This window comes from Methylorubrum populi (assembly GCA_036946625.1).
GTDB lineage: Bacteria > Pseudomonadota > Alphaproteobacteria > Rhizobiales > Beijerinckiaceae > Methylobacterium > Methylobacterium populi_C.
This window is the reverse complement of sequence record JAQIIU010000001.1, coordinates 123,504-143,871: the sequence shown is the minus strand read 5'-3', so window position 1 is coordinate 143,871 and position 20,368 is coordinate 123,504. Positions and strand designations below refer to the sequence as shown.

At 70.8% G+C, this 20,368-nt stretch carries 14 protein-coding genes, 1 tRNA gene, 1 other RNA gene and 4 pseudogenes; 12 read left to right on the top strand and 8 right to left on the bottom strand.

The annotated features are described in order from the left end of the window. Positions 1 to 59: 59 nt before the first annotated feature. From PGN25_00700 to ubiE, 6 genes are all read right to left on the bottom strand, one after another. Positions 60 to 689 (bottom strand): hypothetical protein, encoded by a 630-nt coding sequence (locus PGN25_00700; protein MEH3116168.1) that lies wholly within the window; start codon positions 687 to 689, stop codon positions 60 to 62. 4 nt (positions 690 to 693) lie between these two features. After that, positions 694 to 918, bottom strand: a complete 225-nt coding sequence (locus PGN25_00695) for a DUF2188 domain-containing protein (protein ID MEH3116167.1) — start codon at positions 916 to 918, stop codon at positions 694 to 696. 80 nt (positions 919 to 998) lie between these two features. Beyond that, positions 999 to 2,282 (bottom strand): bifunctional phosphopantothenoylcysteine decarboxylase/phosphopantothenate--cysteine ligase CoaBC, encoded by a 1,284-nt coding sequence (gene coaBC, locus PGN25_00690; protein MEH3116166.1) that lies wholly within the window; start codon positions 2,280 to 2,282, stop codon positions 999 to 1,001. A 440-nt stretch (positions 2,283 to 2,722) separates the two neighbouring features. Next, the gene (locus PGN25_00685; GenBank protein MEH3116165.1) at positions 2,723 to 3,205 is read right to left on the bottom strand and encodes a DUF6438 domain-containing protein; all 483 of its coding nucleotides are present in this window, start codon (positions 3,203 to 3,205) and stop codon (positions 2,723 to 2,725) included. A gap of 163 nt (positions 3,206 to 3,368) precedes the next feature. Continuing rightward, positions 3,369 to 4,931, bottom strand: coding sequence for a 2-polyprenylphenol 6-hydroxylase (gene ubiB, locus PGN25_00680; protein ID MEH3116164.1), 1,563 nt, complete (start codon positions 4,929 to 4,931; stop codon positions 3,369 to 3,371). 25 nt (positions 4,932 to 4,956) lie between these two features. After that, on the bottom strand, positions 4,957 to 5,733 hold the full coding sequence (gene ubiE, locus PGN25_00675; protein ID MEH3116163.1) for a bifunctional demethylmenaquinone methyltransferase/2-methoxy-6-polyprenyl-1,4-benzoquinol methylase UbiE: 777 nt from the start codon (positions 5,731 to 5,733) through the stop codon (positions 4,957 to 4,959). A 127-nt stretch (positions 5,734 to 5,860) separates the two neighbouring features. On the opposite strand from ubiE, the pseudogene PGN25_00670 reads away from it, so the two are divergent. The 3 genes and pseudogenes from PGN25_00670 to PGN25_00660 all read left to right on the top strand — a co-directional run bounded on the left by PGN25_00670 (position 5,861) and on the right by PGN25_00660 (position 6,680). Next, positions 5,861 to 6,016 (top strand): annotated as a pseudogene (locus tag PGN25_00670) (IS256 family transposase). 147 nt (positions 6,017 to 6,163) lie between these two features. Then, positions 6,164 to 6,515: pseudogene (locus tag PGN25_00665) on the top strand (transposase). Positions 6,516 to 6,605: 90 nt separating this feature from the next. After that, positions 6,606 to 6,680 (top strand) — tRNA-Gln (locus PGN25_00660). A gap of 397 nt (positions 6,681 to 7,077) precedes the next feature. Here the strand turns inward: PGN25_00660 and ligA are convergent. Further along, on the bottom strand, positions 7,078 to 9,522 hold the full coding sequence (ligA, locus tag PGN25_00655; protein ID MEH3116162.1) for an NAD-dependent DNA ligase LigA: 2,445 nt from the start codon (positions 9,520 to 9,522) through the stop codon (positions 7,078 to 7,080). A 116-nt stretch (positions 9,523 to 9,638) separates the two neighbouring features. Between ligA and PGN25_00650 the strand changes: the two genes are divergently transcribed. Beyond that, positions 9,639 to 9,959: a hypothetical protein gene (locus tag PGN25_00650; protein MEH3116161.1), complete on the top strand. Its 321-nt coding sequence runs from the start codon at positions 9,639 to 9,641 to the stop codon at positions 9,957 to 9,959. Here PGN25_00650 and PGN25_00645 read toward each other — a convergent pair. Then, positions 9,958 to 10,137 (bottom strand): annotated as a pseudogene (locus tag PGN25_00645) (transposase). The gene PGN25_00650 and the pseudogene PGN25_00645 overlap by 2 nt on opposite strands. Positions 10,138 to 10,334: 197 nt before the next feature. Between PGN25_00645 and rnpB the strand changes: the two are divergent. The 8 genes and pseudogenes from rnpB (at position 10,335) to murD (ending at position 20,339) form a co-directional block, all read left to right on the top strand. After that, positions 10,335 to 10,743, top strand: an RNA gene (gene rnpB, locus PGN25_00640) — RNase P RNA component class A. A 465-nt stretch (positions 10,744 to 11,208) separates the two neighbouring features. Next, positions 11,209 to 12,264 (top strand): 16S rRNA (cytosine(1402)-N(4))-methyltransferase RsmH, encoded by a 1,056-nt coding sequence (rsmH, locus tag PGN25_00635; protein MEH3116160.1) that lies wholly within the window; start codon positions 11,209 to 11,211, stop codon positions 12,262 to 12,264. Next, entirely contained in the window at positions 12,261 to 12,692 is a 432-nt protein-coding gene (locus PGN25_00630; GenBank protein MEH3116159.1) for a hypothetical protein, read from the top strand. The genes rsmH and PGN25_00630 overlap by 4 nt, the downstream gene beginning before the upstream one ends. A gap of 7 nt (positions 12,693 to 12,699) precedes the next feature. Beyond that, positions 12,700 to 14,559: a penicillin-binding protein 2 gene (locus tag PGN25_00625; GenBank protein ID MEH3116158.1), complete on the top strand. Its 1,860-nt coding sequence runs from the start codon at positions 12,700 to 12,702 to the stop codon at positions 14,557 to 14,559. Between the two features lie 138 nt (positions 14,560 to 14,697). Beyond that, positions 14,698 to 16,162, top strand: a pseudogene (locus tag PGN25_00620) (UDP-N-acetylmuramoyl-L-alanyl-D-glutamate--2,6-diaminopimelate ligase). Continuing rightward, positions 16,159 to 17,622 (top strand): UDP-N-acetylmuramoylalanyl-D-glutamyl-2,6-diaminopimelate--D-alanyl-D-alanine ligase, encoded by a 1,464-nt coding sequence (locus PGN25_00615; GenBank protein ID MEH3116157.1) that lies wholly within the window; start codon positions 16,159 to 16,161, stop codon positions 17,620 to 17,622. The pseudogene PGN25_00620 and the gene PGN25_00615 overlap by 4 nt, the downstream one beginning before the upstream one ends. A 102-nt stretch (positions 17,623 to 17,724) precedes the next feature. Then, on the top strand, positions 17,725 to 18,807 hold the full coding sequence (gene mraY / locus PGN25_00610) for a phospho-N-acetylmuramoyl-pentapeptide-transferase (protein MEH3116156.1): 1,083 nt from the start codon (positions 17,725 to 17,727) through the stop codon (positions 18,805 to 18,807). A 155-nt stretch (positions 18,808 to 18,962) separates the two neighbouring features. Then, positions 18,963 to 20,339: a UDP-N-acetylmuramoyl-L-alanine--D-glutamate ligase gene (gene murD / locus PGN25_00605; protein ID MEH3116155.1), complete on the top strand. Its 1,377-nt coding sequence runs from the start codon at positions 18,963 to 18,965 to the stop codon at positions 20,337 to 20,339. The last annotated feature ends 29 nt before the right edge of the window (positions 20,340 to 20,368 follow it).

The following is a 20,368-nucleotide window of genomic DNA, read 5'->3' as shown; positions in this document are numbered from 1 at the left end:
GGCGAAGAAACGTGTCGGCGTGAAGGAACGTCTTGCCGCCGCTGGGAATCCGGCACCGCTCAGAGCGGACGTCCCAACGCGACCCAGTCCCTCATCGCAGCCAGGAGTTCGGGCGTTGCGTAATCGAGGATGTCCTGTTCGGAGAAGCCGGCGGCTTGCTGCCTCTTGTAGTACCAGCCCTGGAAGGCATCATAGGCGTCCAAGATCGCGCCCGCTCCCTGGGCCTTGATGCCAGCCTCGGCGACCAGCCAGTTGCGGACCTTCCTCACGGCGGTTTCGAAGCTGCCTCCATGAGCCTCGATGTCGCACCCGGCCAGATCGGAGAGAGCCGCCTGATAGCGATAGTTGCGTTCTTCGAGAATAAGGATTGTCTTGCTGGCCCTGTTGCCGCCATAATATTTGCGGCAGCCGTAATCGACCCCAAGTTCGAACGGCATGTTCAATCGATAATGTTCGCCCTTCTTCCGAGCTTGGCAGCGGCTCAAGTCGTGAATCGAGTATTTTGCCCCTTCGATCAGAGTGACGATCTTGTCGAGTCTCACGGCCCCGCCGTCGGCTCGCTCGCGGGCGAGACGCGGCGTCAGGCCCAGATAGACAATGCAGAACAGAATTGCCTGGAGCAGCGGATCGTAGTCGGCGTCAAACGGGCAGTTGATGAAGACACAGTCCTCAAACGCGACGGCTGTCACGTCATCATCCCTTCGGAGGATAGGGATCGTTGCCGAACGAGGTCTTTTGCCTGATTCGACCGTCCTGACCGTGGATATAGAGTTCGGCCTGCTGGCTGCGGGCGATCTCGCTCGCGCGGACAATCGCTTCGTGCTGTGTATCGAAGACGGCAGAAGCACGGGTGGCCCCCGCCTTCCTTACCTTCCACTTCCCGCCCCGCGGGACCACGTGCAGATCGTTCTTGGACATGGCCTCGCCTCATCCATCTTGTGCAACATAGGGTAGCAGGGCGCGAGAAATGTTTCCAGGCGTTCTTTCGCCCGTGACGATCATGGCGTCCTTCTCGCTGCGAGCAGCTCCGAGAACCGCGCCACCAGCCGCCGTCCGACTTCTTCCTTGCCGAGCTTCGGCCAGGTCTCGACACCGCCGTCCCGGGCGACGAGGTGGACAATGTTGTCCGCCCCTCCCATCACCCCGCCCTCCGCCGAGACGTCGTTGGCCACGATCAGGTCGCAGCCTTTCCGCGCGATCTTCCTTCGCGCGTTGTCGAGGACGGCATCGGTCTCGGCGGCGAAGCCGACGACCAGGGCCGGGCGCCCCTCGCTGCGGCCGGCGATGGTGGCGAGGAGGTCCGGGTTCTCGACCAGTTGCAGGGGCGGGGGCGCGCTGCCGTCCTTCTTGATCTTGCCCGCGCGGGTCTCGGCCGGGCGCCAGTCGCCGACCGCGGCGGCGAAGATCGCGAGGTCGGCGGGAAGCGCCGCCTCGACCGCGGCCAGCATCGCGCGGGCGCTCTCGACCCGCACGACCGTGACGCCCGCCGGATCGGGGATCGCCACCGGCCCCGAGACCAGGGTGACCCGCGCCCCGGCCTCGGCCGCGGCGGCGGCGACGGCGTGGCCCTGCCGCCCCGAGGAGCGGTTGGCGAGGTAGCGCACCGGATCGATCGGCTCGTGGGTCGGCCCCGAGGTGACGAGCACGTGCCGCCCCGCCAGCGGTCTGTTCGGGGTTTCGCGCCCCGCCAGGAACCCGAGGCCGGAGCCCGCGGCGCGCTGCGCCAGCAGGGCTTCGAGTGCGTCGGCGATCTCGTGCGGCTCGGCCAGCCGCCCGGGGCCGAACTCGGCCTCGGCCATCGCCCCCTCGTTGGGGCCGACCACGGCGACGCCGTCGGCCTTCAGGGTGGCGAGGTTTCTTTGCGTTGCCGGATGCAGCCACATCCGCACGTTCATCGCCGGGGCGATCAGGATCGGCAGGGTGGTGGCGAGCAGCACCGTCGAGGCGAGATCGGGCGCGTGTCCGGTCGCCATCCGCGCCATCAGGTTGGCGGTGGCCGGCGCCACCACGACGGCGTCGGCGTCCCGGGCGAGCCTGATGTGGCCGATCTCGGCCTCGGTCTCACGGTCGAACAGGTCGGTATGGGTCCGCTCCCCGGCGAGCGCGGCCGCCGCCAGCGGCGTGACGAATTCCTGGGCGGATTCGGTCAGCAGCGGGCGCACCTGCGCGCCGCGCTCGCGCAGGCGCCGGATCAGGTCGAGCGCCTTGTAGGCGGCGATGCCGCCGCCGACGATGAGGAGGACGCGGCGGCCGGCGAGGGGGCTCGGAGAGGAGGAAGCCATGGGCGCCACCACGGGGCTTCGCGGCGCGCGCGTCAAGGGCGGGGAGGCCGTGGCACAGGGCCATCGCTCGAAGCGATGACCCTGGTTTTCTTTGCCAGCCTCCTCATACCGTTTCCGCTTGATCGCTTCGGGTTTGGCCCCCCTCCGTCCTCGCGAGCGGCCGCGAAGCGATCCAGGGCGCGGGCATGTCCGGAAAGGGCGCGCCCTGGATCGCCACGGCTTCGCCTCGCGATGACGCAGGAGAGGCCGAAGTCATCAACCGGATGTCGTATCAGTCGCCGGCGCCGGCTTCCGCGGACATCTCGACCCCTTGGGCTTTCGCTCCGCTCGATGCTTTTCAGGACATCCGTCCTGAAAAGCCCGCTCCGTGCGGCGCTCTTGGTCGTGTCCCTTGGCGCCGCGAAGCCGCCCGAGCGGCTTCGAGCGACGGCCCAGGGCCGTCAGCGGGCGGCCTTGATCCAGGGGCCGATCCCCAGTGCCTTCGGCATCGCGTCCATCACCTGGTTCAGGGCAGCGTTGCGCGGCGAGAAGCAGCCGCGGTCATGCTCCAGCACCGTCTCGGCCCCGTCGCGGCCGGTCCAGGCGATGCGGTAGCCGGGCTGGTCGCTGACCTGCTGCGCGCACTGCGTCCGCGCGCTCGTACCCGAAGCGGGGCGGTAGGGAGCGAGGGCGCGGGCCAGCCTGCGATAGACGAGCCGCCCCGCCTGCCGCTCGCGCTTGCCCCGGACGGCGGTGTGCCGCTCGCCCTCGAACGTCACCGTCCCGTCGGGGGTCACCGCGACGCTGTAGACCGGGCAGGTCCCGTAGCAGGGCGACACCGCGTAGCGGATGGTCTCCCGCGCCGGATGCGCCCCCGCCGCGCCCCCGGCCAGGGTGCCGATCGCCACGCCGAGCGTCAGCGCGATCCGGTTCACGGCCTTCATTCCTCGACTCCGTCGTTGCGCAGCCGGCCGGCTGCACGATGGGTTTGAACGCGGCTCGCTGAACGGTTGCAATACGAAGACAGGTTCTGAACCGGGGAGCGTGCGTTGCTGCACGCTCCGGCCGTGTTCGAACGAGGACCAACGGCGTGCGGAAAAAGACCCTTCACCGGAACGCCAGCACCAGCGCCCCCACCGCGATCGCCCACAGGGCCACCGTCGACCACACCGCCCGGCGCCGCTCCAGCCGGGCGATCCGCTCCATCGCCTTGACGTCGCGCGAGCCCTCCTCGTCGAGGCGGATCATGATGCGGCGGATGCGCTGGGCGATGTCGGGGATGTCGGAGACGACCTCGGACAGGGTCAGTGCCGCGCGGCCCGCGCCCTCCAGACGGCCGACGGGGCCGAGATGGCGGGTGATCCACGTGCGCACCACCGGCTCGGCGCCGGTCCACATGTCGAGCTGCGGATCGAGGGAGCGGGCGACGCCCTCCACCACCACCATGGTTTTTTGAAGCATCACCAGTTCGGTGCGGGTGCTCATGTCGAACAGGGCGGTCACGTCGAACAGCAGCGTGAGCACCTTGGCCATCGAGATCTCGTCGGCCCGGCGCTGGTGGATCGGCTCGCCGATCGCCCGGATCGCCTGGGCGAAGTCGTCCACCGAATGGTGGCGCGGCACGTAGCCCGCCTCGAAATGCACCTGCGCCACCCGGCGGTAATCGCGGGTGATGAAGCCGAGCAGGATCTCGGCCAGGAACCGCCGCTCGGCGTGGCCGAGCCGGCCCATGATGCCGAAATCGACCGCCACCAGCCGGCTCTGCGGATCGACGAACAGGTTGCCGGGATGCATGTCCGCGTGGAAGAAGCCGTCGCGGATCGCCTGGCGCAGGAAGGACTGGATCACCACCCGGCCGAGCGCCTTCGGGTCGTGGCCCGCCGCGACGATGCCGGCGCGGTCGTTGAGGCGCACGCCGTCGATCCACTCGCTGGTCAGCACGTCCCGCGCCGTCAGCGCCCATTCGGGGCGCGGCGTGCGGAAATCCGCGTCGCCCGCGGTGTTCTGGGCGAGTTCCGACATCGCCGCCGCCTCGAGGCGGAAATCCATCTCCATGGTCACGGAGCGGGCCAGGATCTCGACCACCTCCCGCGGGCGCAGGCGCTCGGCGTCCGGCAACAGGGCGTGGACGATGCGGGCCATGAACCGCATCGCCTGGAGATCCTTGGCGAAGTGCTCGCGAACGCCCGGCCGCATCACCTTCACGGCCAGCGTCCGCTGCGTGCCGTCGGCGTCGAGTACGCTCGCCTTGTGGACCTGGGCGATGGAGGCCGCCGCCACCGGCTCGCTGAAGGCGGTGAACAGGGCGGAGACCGGCTTGCCGAGTTCCTGCTCGACCACGCGCAGGGCGATCCCCTGCGGGAAGGGCGGCACCCGGTCCTGAAGCCGTTCGAGGTCGCGTGCGGCGGCCATGCCGACGATGTCGGGGCGGGTCGCCAGGAACTGGCCGAACTTGACGTAGGAGGGCCCGAGCCGGGTCAGCGCCCGCTCCAGCGGGCTCGCGCCGGGATCGGCGGCGATGCCGCGCCGCTCCAGCGAGCGGCCGAGTTTCAGCGCGAGCCGCAGATGCGGTGGCAGTTGCGCCGCGTCGATCAAGGCGAGCCCGCCCTCGCGGGCGAGCACGAAGCCGACATGGGCGCCGCGGGCGAGGTGGAAGACGGCGCCTAGCATCCTCGCGTCCCCTCCGCGCCCGAACTCAAGAAATCTTCCAGCCGGAATGGATCGCGACGATGCCCCCCGAGAGCCGGCGATGACTGACATGCGCAAAGCCCGCCGCCTCGATCATCCGGGCGAAGCGGTCGGGGGAGGGGAACTTGCGGATCGACTCCACGAGGTACCGGTAGGATTCGCGGTCGCCCGCCACCCGCGCGCCGATGCGCGGGATCACGTGGAAGGAGTAGGCGTCGTAGATCCTCTCCAGCACCGGCAGGTCGACCCGCGAGAATTCCAGGCACAGGAAGCGGCCGCCGGGCTTGAGCACCCGGTGCGCTTCCGCCAGCGCCACGTCGATGCGCGGCACGTTCCGGATGCCGAAGGCGATGGTGTAGCTGTCGAAATGGGCGGTGGGCAGGGGCAGCGTCTCGGCGTTGCCGGTCACGAAGTCGATGCGGCCGTCGTACCGGGTGCCGGCCCGCTCGGCACCGACCCGCAGCATCGCCTCGTTGATGTCGAGCACGGTGACGTGGGTGTCGGGGCCGCCCGCGGCAAGCGTGCGGAAGGCGATGTCGCCGGTGCCGCCGGCGACATCGAGATGGCGGTAGGGGCGGGTGCGCGACGGGCGCAGCATCGAGATCAGATGCGACTTCCAGGCCCGGTGCAGGCCGCCCGACATCAGGTCGTTCATCAAGTCGTAGCGGCGCGCGACCGAGCGGAACACCTCGTCCACGCGCCCCTGCTTCTCGGACAGGCGCACGCGCTCGTAGCCGAAATCGGCGGTGGCCTCCTCGCCGACCCCGGTCTCCGTTCCGCTCATCCGATCACACCCTGCGCTGTCCGGCCCGCCGACGACGGCTCCGGCCGAGCCTCATAGCGAATGCCGGCCGCAACCGCCATGCGGCAGGCCTGGATCCTTCCGGAAGCCTCGTCCACGCTTGAAGTGCGATGTCCTCGCCTGCATGGGTTTGCCCGCCCGGCACCGGGTCAAGCTCGTCGGTGCGATCCTGCTCGAACAGGACGACGAGTGGGCCGTGCAGCGCGTCCGCTACGTCACGCTGAAAAGCATCGCCCCGATCGGCGATGACCCCTCGGCAGCCTGATCAGACCAAGCCTGCACCAGGGATCGTGATGGCGCATCAGAAGCGACATTACGCCGGGGGACACGACCAACAATAGCTTATGATTGTAGGGCGCCAGGCTATCATTGCAGTTGTGTTTTAGTTGAGGTTTTGCCTCCCTGCGGTGCCATGCTTCGTTCATCATGGACGGCCGGGCCTTCGATTGAGGCGACGCTGGGGCTGTGGGCCACGTCGCTGCGGGAGGTGAAGGCTCGCATGCGGCCGCTGTTCACCCAGGAGCGGGTCACCGCTTCGGCCGGGGCGTTCCTGGACGGGCAACTCGGCGAGGAGCGGCGCAAGACCGGCTGGATGCGGGCTGATGAAGCCGCGGGCGATCCCGGTCCCTGGTGTCAGCAGGCGGTGCTCGGTCGCGGGCGCTGGGATGCGGATGCCCCTGCGCGATGTGGTGCGGGACTATGCCCTGGAGACGTTGGCCGACCCGGACGCGGTGCTGGTTCTCGACGAGACCGGCTTCCTGAAGCACCCCTTCAAGCGATCGCCCCTTGTGGGGCGCTCAAGCCAGTTGCCAGTCTCGCCCAGCGCGTCTAGAGAACCGGCGACTCGCGGCCGATGGGGCGTCGCCAAGTGGTAAGGCAGCGGTTTTTGGTACCGCCATTCCCAGGTTCGAATCCTGGCGCCCCAGCCAGACTCTCTATGTGCCTTTATTTTCAATGACTTGCAGGGGATTTGATTGTCCTGGCCTCCCCGCAGTCGTAACGGCTGAGCATTCTCATTTCAGTCCGCGCTAAACTCCGCCATCGCTCATGGCCGAACACTCAGGCGCCGACTCCATAGTTGCCGTGGCGCTGCGCTGGATGGCGAAGCTGCGGCAAGAGCGTCGTGTGCTTATTTTCGCGGTGTCCGCCATGGGGCCGACATCCCGAACTTGTAAGTGCCGGAACGGACGCGAGCCTCAACCCGCTCCTGCATCTCGCCGAGGGTAACGGTGACGGGCTTGCTGTTTCGCATTGTGAGTGCCGCTGCTTCGGGAGCGATCGGCGAAGTGTATGACAAGAGTCATTGTCGGCCCAAGGGCTGCGGCCTCACGCCTGCGCCAGCATCGCCAGCCACGCATCCTCCGAGATCACCGTCACGCCGTGGCGCTCGGCGTCCTTGAGCTTCGAGCCGGCGCCGGGGCCGGCGACCACGAGGTCGGTCTTGGCCGAGACCGAGCCGGAGACCTTGGCGCCGAGGCGCTCGGCGGTGGCCTTGGCCTCGCTCCGGGTCATCTTTTCGAGGGTGCCGGTGAACACCACCGTCTTGCCGGCGAAGGCCGCCGCCGAGGCCGCGGCGGCGGGCGGCTCGGTGCCGACCTCGTCGAGCAGGGCCCGCACCGCCGCGTCGTTGTGGGGCTCGGAGAAGAACTGGATCAGCGAATCCGTCGCCACCGGGCCGATCTCGCCGTCGTCGGCGAACAGCCGGTAGGCGTCGCCGGGGCGCTGCGTCGCCGCCTGCTCCAGCGCCGCATCCGTGTCCGCCTCGCTGCCGTAATGGCTAAGCACCGCCTCGCGCTGGGAGGGCGTCAGCCGGCCGCGCAAGCGGGCGCCGAGGCTCAGATCCTGCATCGCCTCGCCGGGCAGCGGATCGAGGGTCTCGAACAGCCGGTCGCGGGTGCCCGGCCCGATCCGGGGGAGCGCCGAGAGTTCGAGCCAGTCGCGGCCCGCCTGCTCCCGCGCCGCCGCGTCGAGCGCCGCCATCAGCGCCGGCATGTCCGGAAATCGCTTGGCCAGGGCCTTGGCGGTCGACTCGCCGATCTGCGGGATGCCGAGCGCGAACAGGAAGCGGTTGAGGGGGATGGTTCGGCGGGCGTCGAGCGCGGCGAGCAGGTTCTTGATCGCCTTGTCCTCCTCCTCGCCCTTCTTCTTGGCCGGCTTCTTCGGCGGCGGCTCGCCCTCGGCCCGGCGCTGGGCCGAAAGCGCCTCGCGCCGGGCGACGATCGCCGCCTTCAGGGGCTCGAATTCGAGCCGGAACAGGTCGGCGGGCTGCTTCACGAGGCCGGCTTCGAACAGCACCTCGATATAGGTCTGGCCGAACCCTTCGAGGTCGAAGCCGTTGCGCGAGACGAAGTGCTTCAGCCGCTCCACGCCTTGCGCCGGGCAGATCAGCCCGCCGGTGCAGCGGCGGATCGCGTCGATCTTCTTCGTGCGCGGGTTCAATTCCCGCACCGCCCGGCTGCCGCAGGCCGGGCAGGTCTCGGGGAAGACGTAGGGCACGGCGTCGGCCGGGCGCTTGTCGAGCATCACGTCCATCACCTTGGGGATCACGTCGCCGGCGCGGACCACCGTCACCGTGTCGCCGACGCGGATGTCGCGGCCCTCGCGGATCGGCTCGCCGTCGGCGCCGACCCCTTGCACGTAGCCCTCGTTGTGCAATGTCGCGTTCGAGACCACCACGCCGCCGACGGTCACGGGCTTGAGGCGGGCCAGCGGGTTGAGCGAGCCGGTGCGGCCGACGTTGATGTCGATGGCCAGGAGCTCGGTGACCGCCTCCTGCGCCGCGAACTTGTGGGCGAGCGCCCAGCGCGGCGCGCGGCTGACGAAGCCCAGCCGCCGCTGGAAACCGAGGTCGTCCACCTTGTAGACCACGCCGTCGATGTCGTAGCCGAGATCGGCCCGCCCCACTTCGATCGCGCGGTAATGTGCGGTCATCTCCGCGGCCGAGCGGCACAGCCCGGTCCGCGGATTGACCGGCAGGCCCCAGCTCCGGAAGCGGTCGAGCACCGCCGACTGCGTGTCGGCGAAGGGCTCCGAGACCTCGCCCCAGGCATAGGCGAAGAACCGAAGGGGCCGGGATGCGGTGATCGCCGGGTCGAGCTGGCGCAGCGAGCCGGCCGCGGCGTTGCGCGGGTTGGCGAAGAGCGGCTTGCCCGCCGCCTCCTGGCGCGCGTTGATGGCGGCGAAATCGGCATGCGACAGGTAGACCTCGCCGCGCACCTCCAGCACCTCAGGGAAGCCCTTGCCGGACAGCGTTTCCGGGATGTCGTCCACCGTGAGCGCGTTGGCGGTGACGTTCTCGCCGACCTCGCCGTCGCCGCGGGTCGCGGCGATGACGAGACGTCCCGCCTCGTAGCGCAGGGAGAGCGACAGGCCGTCGATCTTCGGCTCGGCGGTGAAGGCGACCGGCTCGTCGGCGGCGAGGTTGAGGAAGCGCCGCACGCGGGCGACGAACTCCTCCACGTCCGCGTCGGCGAAGGCGTTGCCGAGCGACAGCATCGGCACCGCGTGCCGCACCTTGGCGAACTTTTCCGTCGGTCTGGCACCGACGCCCGCGCTCGCCTCGGTGGTGCCCGTCAGCGCGGGGAAACGCGCCTCGATCGCCTCCAGTTCGCGGCGCAGGGCGTCGTAGTCCGCGTCCGTCAGTTCGGGCGCGTCCTCGTTGTAGTAGAGGTGGTTGGCCCGCTCGATCGCCCGGGACAGCGCGGCGTGGCGCGCCTGGGCGGCGTCCTCGTTCAGGGCTTCGATGTCGGCGGGGGCTTGCATGCGCGGCATGACCCGCCTTCTACCCGATCCCGCGCGACGGAGCGTTAACGATGGCGCCGGTCCGACCCCATTCCCGCCACAACTCGGCGGCCAGAACCGGCGGAACGACGGCTCGGGGACGGACCATGGTACGGCGCACCCTCTCGGCACTGGCTCTCGCCTGCATCGCGGCACCGGCGCTCGCCGCCCCCTGCACGCCGCCGACGCCCCCGCCGGCGGAGGCGCGACCGGAGAAGCCGAAGCTTCCCGAAAGGCCCGCCTGCCTCGACAAGAAGGACGGCTGCCCCGGCTGGGAAGCCTACAGCTACAACGACGCGATCAAGGCCTACAACGCCCAGGCCCAGGCTTTCCGGCCTCTGGCAGAGGCTTACGTCCAGAAGCTCAACGCCTACGTCAAGGCGAGCGGCGAGTACGCGCAGTGCGAGGTGAAGGCGTTGCAGCAATAGGCTTGGTCGCGAACGGAACCGCGTCCGGCACGGGCGCGCTCCGGCAGCGGGGGCGATCGTCTGTCCAGGACCGGGACAGGTACAGAGCCCGGTCGATCAGTGCATGGCCGTGGCACCCGGCATAGCCCAGGAACACCCCGACCTGCGCGTTCTCGATCCGTCCGGCCGTGCCGGTATACAGATGCGCGGCGACGCAGGCCTGTAGATCGTCGCGCACAGCGTCGGCACCTCAGGATGAGGATCGAGATGGGATCACCGCTGTCAAACAGGCTCTGAGTGCGGCTGCCGGCTCACCGATGTGGGCCCGCCCTCGTACCGAGAAATGCCCTTCCAGCCTTGACCCCGCGCCCCCCGCGGCGCAATCCGTGCCCCGGATCAGCCGGCCGGGCGGCCGCTCCGTCGTTCGCGGCGGGGAGGAAAGTCCGGGCTCCATGGAGAGACGGTGCCGGATAACCTCCGGCGGGGGCGACCCCAGGGACAGTGCCACAGAAAGCAGACCGCCTCGCAAAGGCTCGTCCTCCGCGGGGTCAGGGTGAAAGGGTGCGGTAAGAGCGCACCGCGGACGCGGCAACGCGGACGGCACGGCAAACCCCACCGGGAGCAAAACCGAATAGGGGCGACACGCCTCTCCCCGCGAGGGGAGGGCAGGCCCGCTCTCCAGGCTCGTCGCCCGGGTTGGTTGCTCGAGGCGGCCGGTAACGGCCGTCCCAGAGGAATGGCTGCCGCGTCCGCAGGCCTTGGCTTGCGGGCCCTACAGAACCCGGCTTACAGGCCGGCTGATCCACGCCGCGCCCAAAGACTTCTTTCCGATTTCGGCATGGCCCGCCCGATGCGGCCAAGAGCTTCCGGGCTCCGGAGAAACGGATCGCCGTGTTGCGCATGTCGGAGGCATGAGCTGCCGGCGGCCGCGATGGTAAACCTCAAGAAGACAGCCGGCGCATTGACGCTCGGTTAACCTTGATGCGGTCAGATCGGGGCAGCCTGCATGGTCAAGCTCGTTGACGCGTTTCGAGGGCCCATGTTACCCCGAGCCATCCCGTTGACGCCCTGTTTCGGATCGGCCAACCCTCGCCCAGATTGCCCGGCGAGACGCCGCGCGCGCGGCCGAAGCCGCCCGCGAATCGGCGTCGCCACACCTGACCGGGCCGCCGCGCGGTCCGCCCATGCAGCAGGCTCCCATGACCCATCGCTCGTCGGACGGCGCCCGAGCTTTCTCCGGATTCCGCGGGCGTTCGGCGGGGCGGTGCCGATGAGCCGGGCACAGCGCACGGCGAAATCCGAGACGGCCGGGACCGAATCGGCCCGCCACGTCCCCGTCCTCCTCGCCGAGGTTCTCGCCGCGCTCGCCCTCGACCGGCCGGGGCTCGCCGTCGACGGCACCTTCGGTGCGGGCGGTTACACCCGCGCCCTGCTCGGCGCCGAGCCGGGGGTGCGGGTCGTCGCCATCGACCGCGACCCCACCGCGATCCGGGCGGGCGCGGATCTCGTGGACGCGGCCGGGGGCCGCCTGCGTCTGGTGCAGGGCCGCTTCGGCGACCTCGGCGCGCTGCTCGCCGATCAGGGCGAGAGGCGGGCCGACTGGGTGGTGCTCGACATCGGCGTCTCCTCGATGCAGCTCGACGAGGCGCAGCGCGGCTTCTCGTTCCGCCAGGACGGGCCGCTCGACATGCGCATGGGCGGCGAGGGCCGGAACGCGGCCGACCTCGTGAACGGAGCCGAAGAGGGCACGCTCGCCGACATCCTCTATCATTTCGGCGAGGAGCGCCGCTCGCGGGCGGTGGCCCGCGCCATCGTCGAGGCGCGCCGCCGCGCGCCGATCGAGACGACCGCCCAGCTCGCCGACCTGATCGCCGGCGTGGTCCGGCCCGAACCCGGCAGCCCGATCCACCCGGCGACCCGCAGCTTCCAGGGCCTGCGGATCGCGGTGAACGACGAACTCGGCGAACTGGTCCGCGGCCTGCACGCGGCCGAGCGCGTGCTCAAGCCCGGCGGCCGGCTCGCGATCGTGACCTTCCATTCGCTGGAGGACCGCATCGTCAAGCAGTTCCTCTCCGCCCGCAGCGGCCGGGCGGCGCAGGCCTCGCGCCACGTCCCGGGCGTCGAGCGGCCGGCGCCGAAGAGCTTCCGGCCGGTGACCAAGGGGCCGGTCCTGCCCTCGGAGGCCGAGACCGAGGCCAATCCGCGGGCGCGCTCGGCGAAGCTGCGCGCCGCCGAGCGGACCGATGCGCCGCCGCCGCCGCCGCTGACCGCGATCGAGACCCTGGCGAGCCTGCCCGAGGCGAAGGGACGGGGGACGCGGCGGTGATCCGGCTTCTCAACGTCCTGGCGATCGTCGGCCTGATCGGCTCGGCGGTCTACGCCTACTCGACCAAGTACGACACGCTCTACCAGGCGGGTCAGGTCTCCAAGCTGAAGACCGCCCTGCACAAGGAACGGCAGGCCATCGCCGTCCTGCGCGCGGAATGGCAGCTCCTGACCCGGCCCGACCGGCTCCAGAAGGCGGTCGAGCGCCACCTCGCCCTGGAGCCGATCGGCGACGGGCACCTCGCCCGCCTCTCCGACCTGCCGGACCGGCCCGACCGCGGCGACGAGATCGCCCGCCTGCTGGTCTCCACCGCGACGCCGACCGGGACGCCCAAGGACAAATCGGCCGCCGCCCGCGACGAGCCGCGCACCACGGGCTCCGTCACCACCCGCACCGTCTCCACCCGCCCGCCCGCGGCTTCGAGGTAGCGTTCCCTTGTCCCAGGATCCGTCGCCCGATGACCCGTCGCCCGATCCGTCGCGAGCGTTCTCGCCGGACGAGGCCGCGCACGACGCGGCGGAGCCGGCGCCGGAGCGCGTGGTGACGAGCGAGCCGCCGGCCTCGGCCCTGACGCGGCTCTACCGGACCATGTTCCGCCTCGCCATCGAGCGCTCGCACGCCCGGGTGGCTCTGGTCGGCCTCGCCTTCGCGGCGGTGTTCGGTGCCATCGGCGTGCGGCTCGTGGTGATCGCGGCCACGCCCGGCAGCAACAGCGACGATCACCGGGTGGCGGCCGCCGCCACCACGGCGATCCGCCCGGACATCATCGACCGCAACGGCGAGATCCTGGCCACCGACATCCGCACGGTCTCGGTCTTCGCCGAGCCGAAGCGGATGGCGCTGACCTTCGACACGGACGAGGCGGTCGAGCTTCTGACCGCCGTCCTGCCCGAGCTGAACGCGGCGGAACTGCGCGCCAAGCTGTCGTCGAAGAAGGGCTTCGTCTGGATCAAGCGCGAGATCACGCCGAAGCAGCAGCTCGAGGTCCACCGCCTCGGCATTCCCGGCGTCGGCTTCCTGCCCGACCACAAGCGCGTCTACCCGAACGGCGTGGCGGCCGCCCACGTCATCGGTGCGACGAACCTCGACAACGTCGGCATCGCCGGCATCGAGAAGTACATCGACAACCGCGGCAACAAGGCGCTCAACGAGTTCGGGCTCGTGGAGAAGCAGACCGACCTCTCGCCGGTGCAGCTTTCCCTCGACCTGCGCGCCCAGTTCGCCGTGCGCGACGAACTCGTGAAGGGCGTGGAGAAGTTCAAGGCCAAGGCCGGTGCGTCGATGATCCTCGACGTGACCACCGGCGAGGTTCTCGCGCTCGCCTCCTACCCCGATTTCGATCCGAACGAGCCGAAGGACGCGCTCTCGGACGACCGCATCAACCGGATGAACGTCGGCGTCTACGAGATGGGCTCGACCTTCAAGGCGATGACGCTCGCCATGGCGCTCGATTCCGGCAAGTACAACGTCAATTCCACCTTCGACACCCGCGGCGGCGTGCTGCACTGGGGCCGGCAGAAGATCCACGACTATCACGCCACCGGCCGCGTGCTGACCATGCCGGAGGTGTTCACCCACTCCTCCAACATCGGCTCGGCCAAGATGGCGCTGGGCGTCGGCGTGCCCGGCCATCGCGCCTTCCTCAAGAAGATGGGCCTGCTCGACCGGATGCGCACCGAGCTGCCGGAATCGGCCTCGCCGATCCTTCCGCCGCGCTGGGCCGAGATCAACACCATCACCATCGCCTTCGGCCACGGCATCGCGGTGGCGCCGATCCAGGCGGCGGCGGCGGTGGCGGCCATCATCAACGGCGGCGACCTGATGACGCCGACCTTCCTCAGGAGCGACGAGGCGACGGCGCGGGCCAGGGCCAGCCACGTCATCAAGCCGGAGGCCAGCGAGGCGATGCGCTTCATCATGCGCCTCAACGCCACCGAGGGCTCGGCCAGGAAGGCCTCGGTCCCGCTCTACTACGTCGGCGGCAAGACCGGCACCGCGGAGAAGGTGATCGGCGGGCGCTACGCCAAGAACCGCCTGTTCACGACCTTCATGGCCGCCGCGCCGATGGACAAGCCGAAATACCTGTTCCTGACGATCATGGACGAGCCGCAGGGCCTGCCGGAAACCGGCGGCTACGCCACGGCGGCCTACAATTCCGGCACGGTGACGGGCAAGATCATCGAGCGTGTCGCACCGATCCTCGGATTGCCGCCGCGGTTCGACCCCCCGGTCAAGCCGTTCCCGCTGATGGTCAAGCTCGGAGCCTACCATGCGACCATGGTGGACGGGCCGTGACGGCGGCCCGGCCCCCGGGGCACTCGCCCGTCGCGATCACCCCGGGGTTTTTGCCGGCCTCGATCGCCCGCGCGGCGCCCTTCGCGCATCGGCCTTTGGCCTGTACCCGGTGGGCCTGACCCGCAAGGACCCTTTCCGATGAGCCAGCCGACCCTCGGCGACCTGTTTGCGGAAGCGGACGCCGCGATCGCCGACCGCCCCGTCGCCGGCCTCACCGCCGACAGCCGCCGGGTCGTGTCCGGCGGCGTGTTCGTGGCCGTGCCCGGCACCGCCGCCGACGGCCGGCTGTTCGCGGCCGCCGCCGCGCAAGCGGGCGCCGTCGCCGTGGCCGGGGAGGGGGGGCGCCCCGACGACCTCCCCGACGCGGCCGCCTGGATCGCGGTGGCCGATGCCCGCCGGGCGCTGGCGCTCGCCGCCGCCCGCCTGTCCGGGCGCCAGCCGGAGACGGTGGTCGCGGTCACCGGCACCAGCGGCAAGAGTTCGGTCGCCGACTTCGTGCGCCAGATCCTGTCGCGGCTGGGCCGCGACGCCGCGAGCCTCGGCACCGTCGGCATCGTCACGAACCGGGGCGCGGCCTACGGCTCGCTGACGACGCCCGATCCGGTGACGCTGCACCGGACCCTGGCGCGGCTGGCGGAGGAGGGCGTCACGGATCTCGCCATGGAGGCCTCCTCCCACGGCATCGGTCAGCGCCGGCTCGACGGGGTGGACCTCGCCGCCGCCGCCTTCACCAATCTCGGCCGCGACCATCTCGACTATCACCCGACGATCGAGGACTACCTCGAAGCCAAGCTCCGCCTGTTCACGGCGCTGCTGCCGAAGGGCCGGCCGGTCGTCGTCAACGCCGACGGCGCCTATGCCGAGCGCGTCGTCGGCACGGCGGACGCCGCCGGGCACGAGGTCCGCACGACCGGGCGCGGCGGCGGCACCATCCGCCTGCTCGACGCCGGCACGGAGGGCTTTTCGCAGGCGCTGACGCTCGTCCACGCGGGCACCGAGTACCGCGTGCGCCTGCCGCTGGTCGGCGGCTTCCAAGTGGAGAATGCCCTGGTCGCGGCGGGCCTCGCGCTCGCCACCCCCCGCCGGCGCGGCCGATCCCGCCGGCGTCTTCGCCGCGCTCGAAGGCCTGACCGGCGTGCCGGGCCGGATGGAACGGATCGGCGAGGCGAACGGAGGCTTGTGCCTCGTCGACTACGCCCACAAGCCGGAGGCGCTGGAGCACGTCCTGCGCGCGCTTCGCCCCTTCGCCAGCGGGCGCCTCGTCGTGGTGTTCGGCTGCGGCGGCAACCGCGACGCCGGCAAGCGGCCGATCATGGGCGCCATCGCCCAGCGCCTCGCCGACCGGGTGATCGTCACCGACGACAACCCGCGCGACGAGGAGCCCGCCGCGATCCGCGCGGCGATCCGCGCCGCGGCGCCCGGGGCGGAGGAGATCGGCGACCGGGCCGAGGCGATCCGCGCCGGGGTGCGGGACTTGGAGGCCGGCGACGTGCTGGTGGTGGCCGGCAAAGGTCATGAAACCGGCCAGATCGTGGGGCCACGCGTTCTGCCGTTCTCGGACCGCGACACCGTGCGCGCCGCGATCGCGGAGTTGAACGGATGACCGACGCCCCCCTCTGGACCCCCGCGGCACTCGAAACCGCAACGGGCGGCTCTTTCCACGGTTCTCCGCGCGCCGTCACCGGCGCCTCGATCGACACCCGCACCCTGGAACCCGGCGACCTGTTCTTCGCGATCCGCGGCGCGGCGCGGGACGGGCACGACTTCGTGCGCGCCGCCCTGGAGAAGGGCGCGGGCGCCGCGGTGATCGCGGCCGCGCGTGCGAAAGAATTCGAGGGGGTCGGCCCGGTGCTCACCGTGCCGGGCGAGGGGGACGATCCCGTGCTGGAGGCGATGCGCCGCCTCGGCTTCGCCGCGCGCGCGCGCACCGGGGCCTCGATCGTCGCCGTGACCGGCTCCGTCGGCAAGACCGGCACCAAGGAAGCCCTGCGCCACGTGCTGGCGGCGCAAGGCGCCACGCACGCCTCGGTCGCCTCCTACAACAACCATTGGGGCGTGCCGCTGACGCTGGCGCGGATGCCGGAGGAGACCCGCTTCGGCGTGTTCGAGATCGGCATGAACCACGGGGCCGAGATCCTGCCGCTGACCGCCATGGTGCGGCCGGACGTGGCGCTGATCACCACGGTCGAGCCGGTCCATATCGAGCATTTCCGCTCGCTCTCGGCCATCGCCGACGCCAAGGGCGAGATCTTTTCCGGGCTCGCGCCCGGCGGCGTGGCGGTGATCAATCGCGACAACCCGAACTACGAGCGCCTGCTGGCCCATGCCCGCGCCTCGAAGGCCGGACGGGTCATCACCTTCGGCGAGCACGAGGCGGCGGACGTGCGGGCCAAGCGCATCCTGACCCGGCCCGACGTGTCGGTGGTGGATGCCGTCGTCATGGGCCTCCCCGTCACCTACCAGCTCGGCACGCCCGGCCGGCACGTCGCGACGAACTCGCTCGGCGTGCTCGCCTGCGTCCACGCGCTCGGGGCCGATCTCGCCCGCGCCGCCCTGTCGCTGGCGGCCCTGAAGCCGCCGGTCGGGCGCGGCGAGCGCACGGCCCTGCGGATCGGAGACGGCGAGGCCTTCCTGATCGACGAGAGCTACAACGCCAACCCGGCCTCGATCCGCGCGTCGCTGGCCACGCTCGCCGCCATCGAGACCGGGCCGAAGGGCCGCCGCATCGCCGTGCTCGGCGACATGAAGGAACTGGGCGCGGCGGGAGAGAGCCTCCACCGCGAACTGGCGGAGGCGGTCGCCGCCAACGGCATCGATCTCGTCTTCACCGCCGGGCCCCTGATGGCGCACCTGTTCGAGGCCCTGCCGATGACGGTGCGGGGCGCGGCCGCGCCCACCGCCGCCGAACTGACCGATGCCGTCCTCGCGCGCCTGCGGCCCGGCGATGCGGTGATGGTCAAGGGCTCGAATTCCATGCGCATGGTCCGCATTGTCGAAGCGGTGAAAGCCCGCTACGCGGTCGCGCCGGATCCGCTCGAGGCCTCGCCGAACGCGGTTCGCTGACCTTCAGATCACCGGCCGGGCCCTCGCGCCCGGCCCCTCCGGCCCGCCGCGCTCCGAGGAGGCCGGGCACGCTCAGAAGAACTGCCGCGGGCGGACGAACGCATGCTCTATCTGCTGTCGGAACTGAGCGGCACGCTCACGCCCCTCAACGTGTTCCGCTACATCACCTTCCGCACCGGCGGCGCGCTGTTCACGGCGGGCTTCTTCGTGTTCTGGTTCGGGCCCTGGATCATCTCGCTGCTGCGCCTGCGCCAGGGCAAGGGCCAGCCGATCCGCGAGGACGGCCCGGCCACCCACCTGACCAAGCGCGGCACGCCGACCATGGGCGGCCTGATGATCCTGGCCGGCGCCGTGGTCTCGATCCTGCTCTGGGCCAATCCGCGCAACCACTACGTCTGGGTGACGCTCGCCGTCACCCTCGGCTTCGGCGCGATCGGCTTCTACGACGACTACCTCAAGGTGACGAAGCAGTCGCACAAGGGCTTCTCCGGCCGCTTCCGTCTGCTGCTCGAATTCGCGATCGCGGGTGCGGCCTGCCTGCTGATCTCGGTCTACGCGCCGGCCGCGCTGCAGAACCAGCTCGCCTTCCCCGTCTTCAAGGACGCGCTCCTGAACCTCGGCTGGTTCTGGGTGCCGTTCGCCGCCTTCGTGATCGTGGGCGCGGGCAACGCGGTCAACATCACCGACGGGCTCGACGGGCTGGCCATCGTGCCGGTGATGATCGCCTGCGGCACCTTCGGCGTCATCGCCTACCTCGTCGGCAACTCCTTCACCGCGGGCTATCTCCAGGTGAACTACGTGCGCGACACCGGCGAACTCGCCGTGGTCTGCGGCGGGGTGATCGGGGCGGGCTTGGGCTTCCTGTGGTTCAACGCGCCGCCCGCGCAGATCTTCATGGGCGACACCGGCTCGCTCGCCCTCGGCGGCCTGCTCGGCGTCATCGCGGTGGCGGCCAAGCACGAGATCGTGCTCGCCGTCGTCGGCGGCCTGTTCGTCCTGGAAATCATGTCGGTGATCATCCAGGTCGCCTCGTTCAAGCTCACGGGCAAACGGGTCTTCCGCATGGCGCCGATCCATCACCATTTCGAGCAGAAGGGCTGGAAGGAGCCGCAGGTCGTGATCCGCTTCTGGATCATCGCCGTGATCCTGGCGCTGATCGGGCTCGCCACGCTCAAGCTGCGCTGAGCCTCCATTCCCTCCCCCTCATGGGGAGGGCCGGGGTGAGGGGTGCAGACGGCACCCGGACGCCTCATCCTGAACCACCCCCACCTCCCCTCTCCTCCCCACGGGAGGGGAGGAGAGGCGCTTCCTTCGGTAAGCCGCCGCGAGCGAGCATCGCCATGACGCCAGCCACCACCTTCGCCGGCCAGAAGGTCGCCCTGTTCGGCCTCGGCGGCTCCGGACTCGCCACCGTTCGCTCGCTCATCGCGGGCGGGGCCGACGTGCTGGCCTGGGACGACGACGCGGCCAGCCGCGACCGGGCCCGGGCGCAGGGCATCACCGTCACCGATCCGAGCGAGGCCGACTGGTCGGGCTTCTCCGCCCTGGTGCTGGCGCCGGGCGTGCCGTTGACGCACCCCGAGCCTCACTGGACCGTTGGGCTCGCCCGCGCCGCCGGCGTCGCGATCATCGGCGACATCGAGATCTTCTGCCGCGAGCGGGCGGCGCTCGCGCCCGGCGCGCCGTTCGTCGCCATCACCGGCACCAACGGCAAGTCGACGACCACGGCGCTGACGGCGCACCTCCTGCGCCATGCCGGGCGCGACGTGCAGATGGGCGGCAACATCGGCACCGCGATCCTGTCCCTGGAGCCGCCCGCCGGGACCCGCGTCCACGTGATCGAACTGTCCTCGTTCCAGATCGACCTGACGCCCTCGCTCGCGCCGGGCATCGGCATCCTGCTCAATCTGACGCCCGACCATCTCGACCGCCACGGCACCATGGAGACCTACGCCGCGATCAAGGAGCGGCTGGTCGCGGGCGCCGATCTCGCGGTGGTCGGCGTGGACGACGCCCACAGCGCGGCCATCGCCGAGCGCCGCCGGGGCGAGCGCATCCGCATCCATGTCGAGGGCCACGGCACGGCGGCGGGCGATCTCGTCTGCGCCGCCGGGGCGGTGCGCGGGCCCGACGGCGCCGTGATCGCGCAGGTCGCCGGCAGCGCCGCGCTGCTCGGCGACCACAACCTCCAGAACGCCGCCGCCGCGGTCGCCGCGGCCGTGCGGCTCGGCCTCGGCGGCGACGAGATCGCCGCCGGCCTGAGGAGCTTTCCGGGGCTCGCCCACCGGATGGAGCCCCTGCGCCGGATCGGCCCGGTGCGCTTCGTCAACGATTCCAAGGCGACCAACGCCGATTCCACCGAGAAGGCGCTGCTCGCCTTCCGCGACATCCACTGGATCGTCGGCGGCAAGGCGAAAGAGGGCGGCATCGAGCCGCTGGCGCCGCTGTTCGGCCGGGTGGCGCACGCCTACCTGATCGGCGCGTCGGGCGACGCCTTCGCCGCCACCCTCGACGGGCGCGTGCCCTTCACCCGCTGCGAGACCCTGGAGGCCGCGACCGCCGCGGCGGCGCAGGCCGCCCGCGCCTCCGGCACGCCGGCGCCGGTCGTGCTGCTGTCGCCGGCCTGCGCCTCCTACGACCAGTTCCCGAACTTCGAGGTGCGCGGCGACCGGTTCCGCGGCCTGGTCGCCGCGCTGCCCGGACCCGCCGACGCCTGAGGACCGAACCCGGTTCGATCGATCGGGTG

Excerpts from the sequence above, each read along its gene's own strand:
- PGN25_00615 (MEH3116157.1), top strand. The coding sequence starts at position 16,159 with ATGACCGACGCCCCCCTCTGGACCCCCGCGGCACTCGAAACCGCAACG.
- PGN25_00685 (MEH3116165.1), bottom strand. The coding sequence starts at position 3,205 with ATGAAGGCCGTGAACCGGATCGCGCTGACGCTCGGCGTGGCGATCGGC.
- PGN25_00650 (MEH3116161.1), top strand. The coding sequence starts at position 9,639 with ATGGTACGGCGCACCCTCTCGGCACTGGCTCTCGCCTGCATCGCGGCA.
- mraY (MEH3116156.1), top strand. The coding sequence starts at position 17,725 with ATGCTCTATCTGCTGTCGGAACTGAGCGGCACGCTCACGCCCCTCAAC.
- ubiE (MEH3116163.1), bottom strand. The coding sequence starts at position 5,733 with ATGAGCGGAACGGAGACCGGGGTCGGCGAGGAGGCCACCGCCGATTTC.
- rsmH (MEH3116160.1), top strand. The coding sequence starts at position 11,209 with ATGAGCCGGGCACAGCGCACGGCGAAATCCGAGACGGCCGGGACCGAA.
- ubiB (MEH3116164.1), bottom strand. The coding sequence starts at position 4,931 with ATGCTAGGCGCCGTCTTCCACCTCGCCCGCGGCGCCCATGTCGGCTTC.
- coaBC (MEH3116166.1), bottom strand. The coding sequence starts at position 2,282 with ATGGCTTCCTCCTCTCCGAGCCCCCTCGCCGGCCGCCGCGTCCTCCTC.
- murD (MEH3116155.1), top strand. The coding sequence starts at position 18,963 with ATGACGCCAGCCACCACCTTCGCCGGCCAGAAGGTCGCCCTGTTCGGC.
- PGN25_00695 (MEH3116167.1), bottom strand. The coding sequence starts at position 918 with ATGTCCAAGAACGATCTGCACGTGGTCCCGCGGGGCGGGAAGTGGAAG.
- ligA (MEH3116162.1), bottom strand. The coding sequence starts at position 9,522 with ATGCCGCGCATGCAAGCCCCCGCCGACATCGAAGCCCTGAACGAGGAC.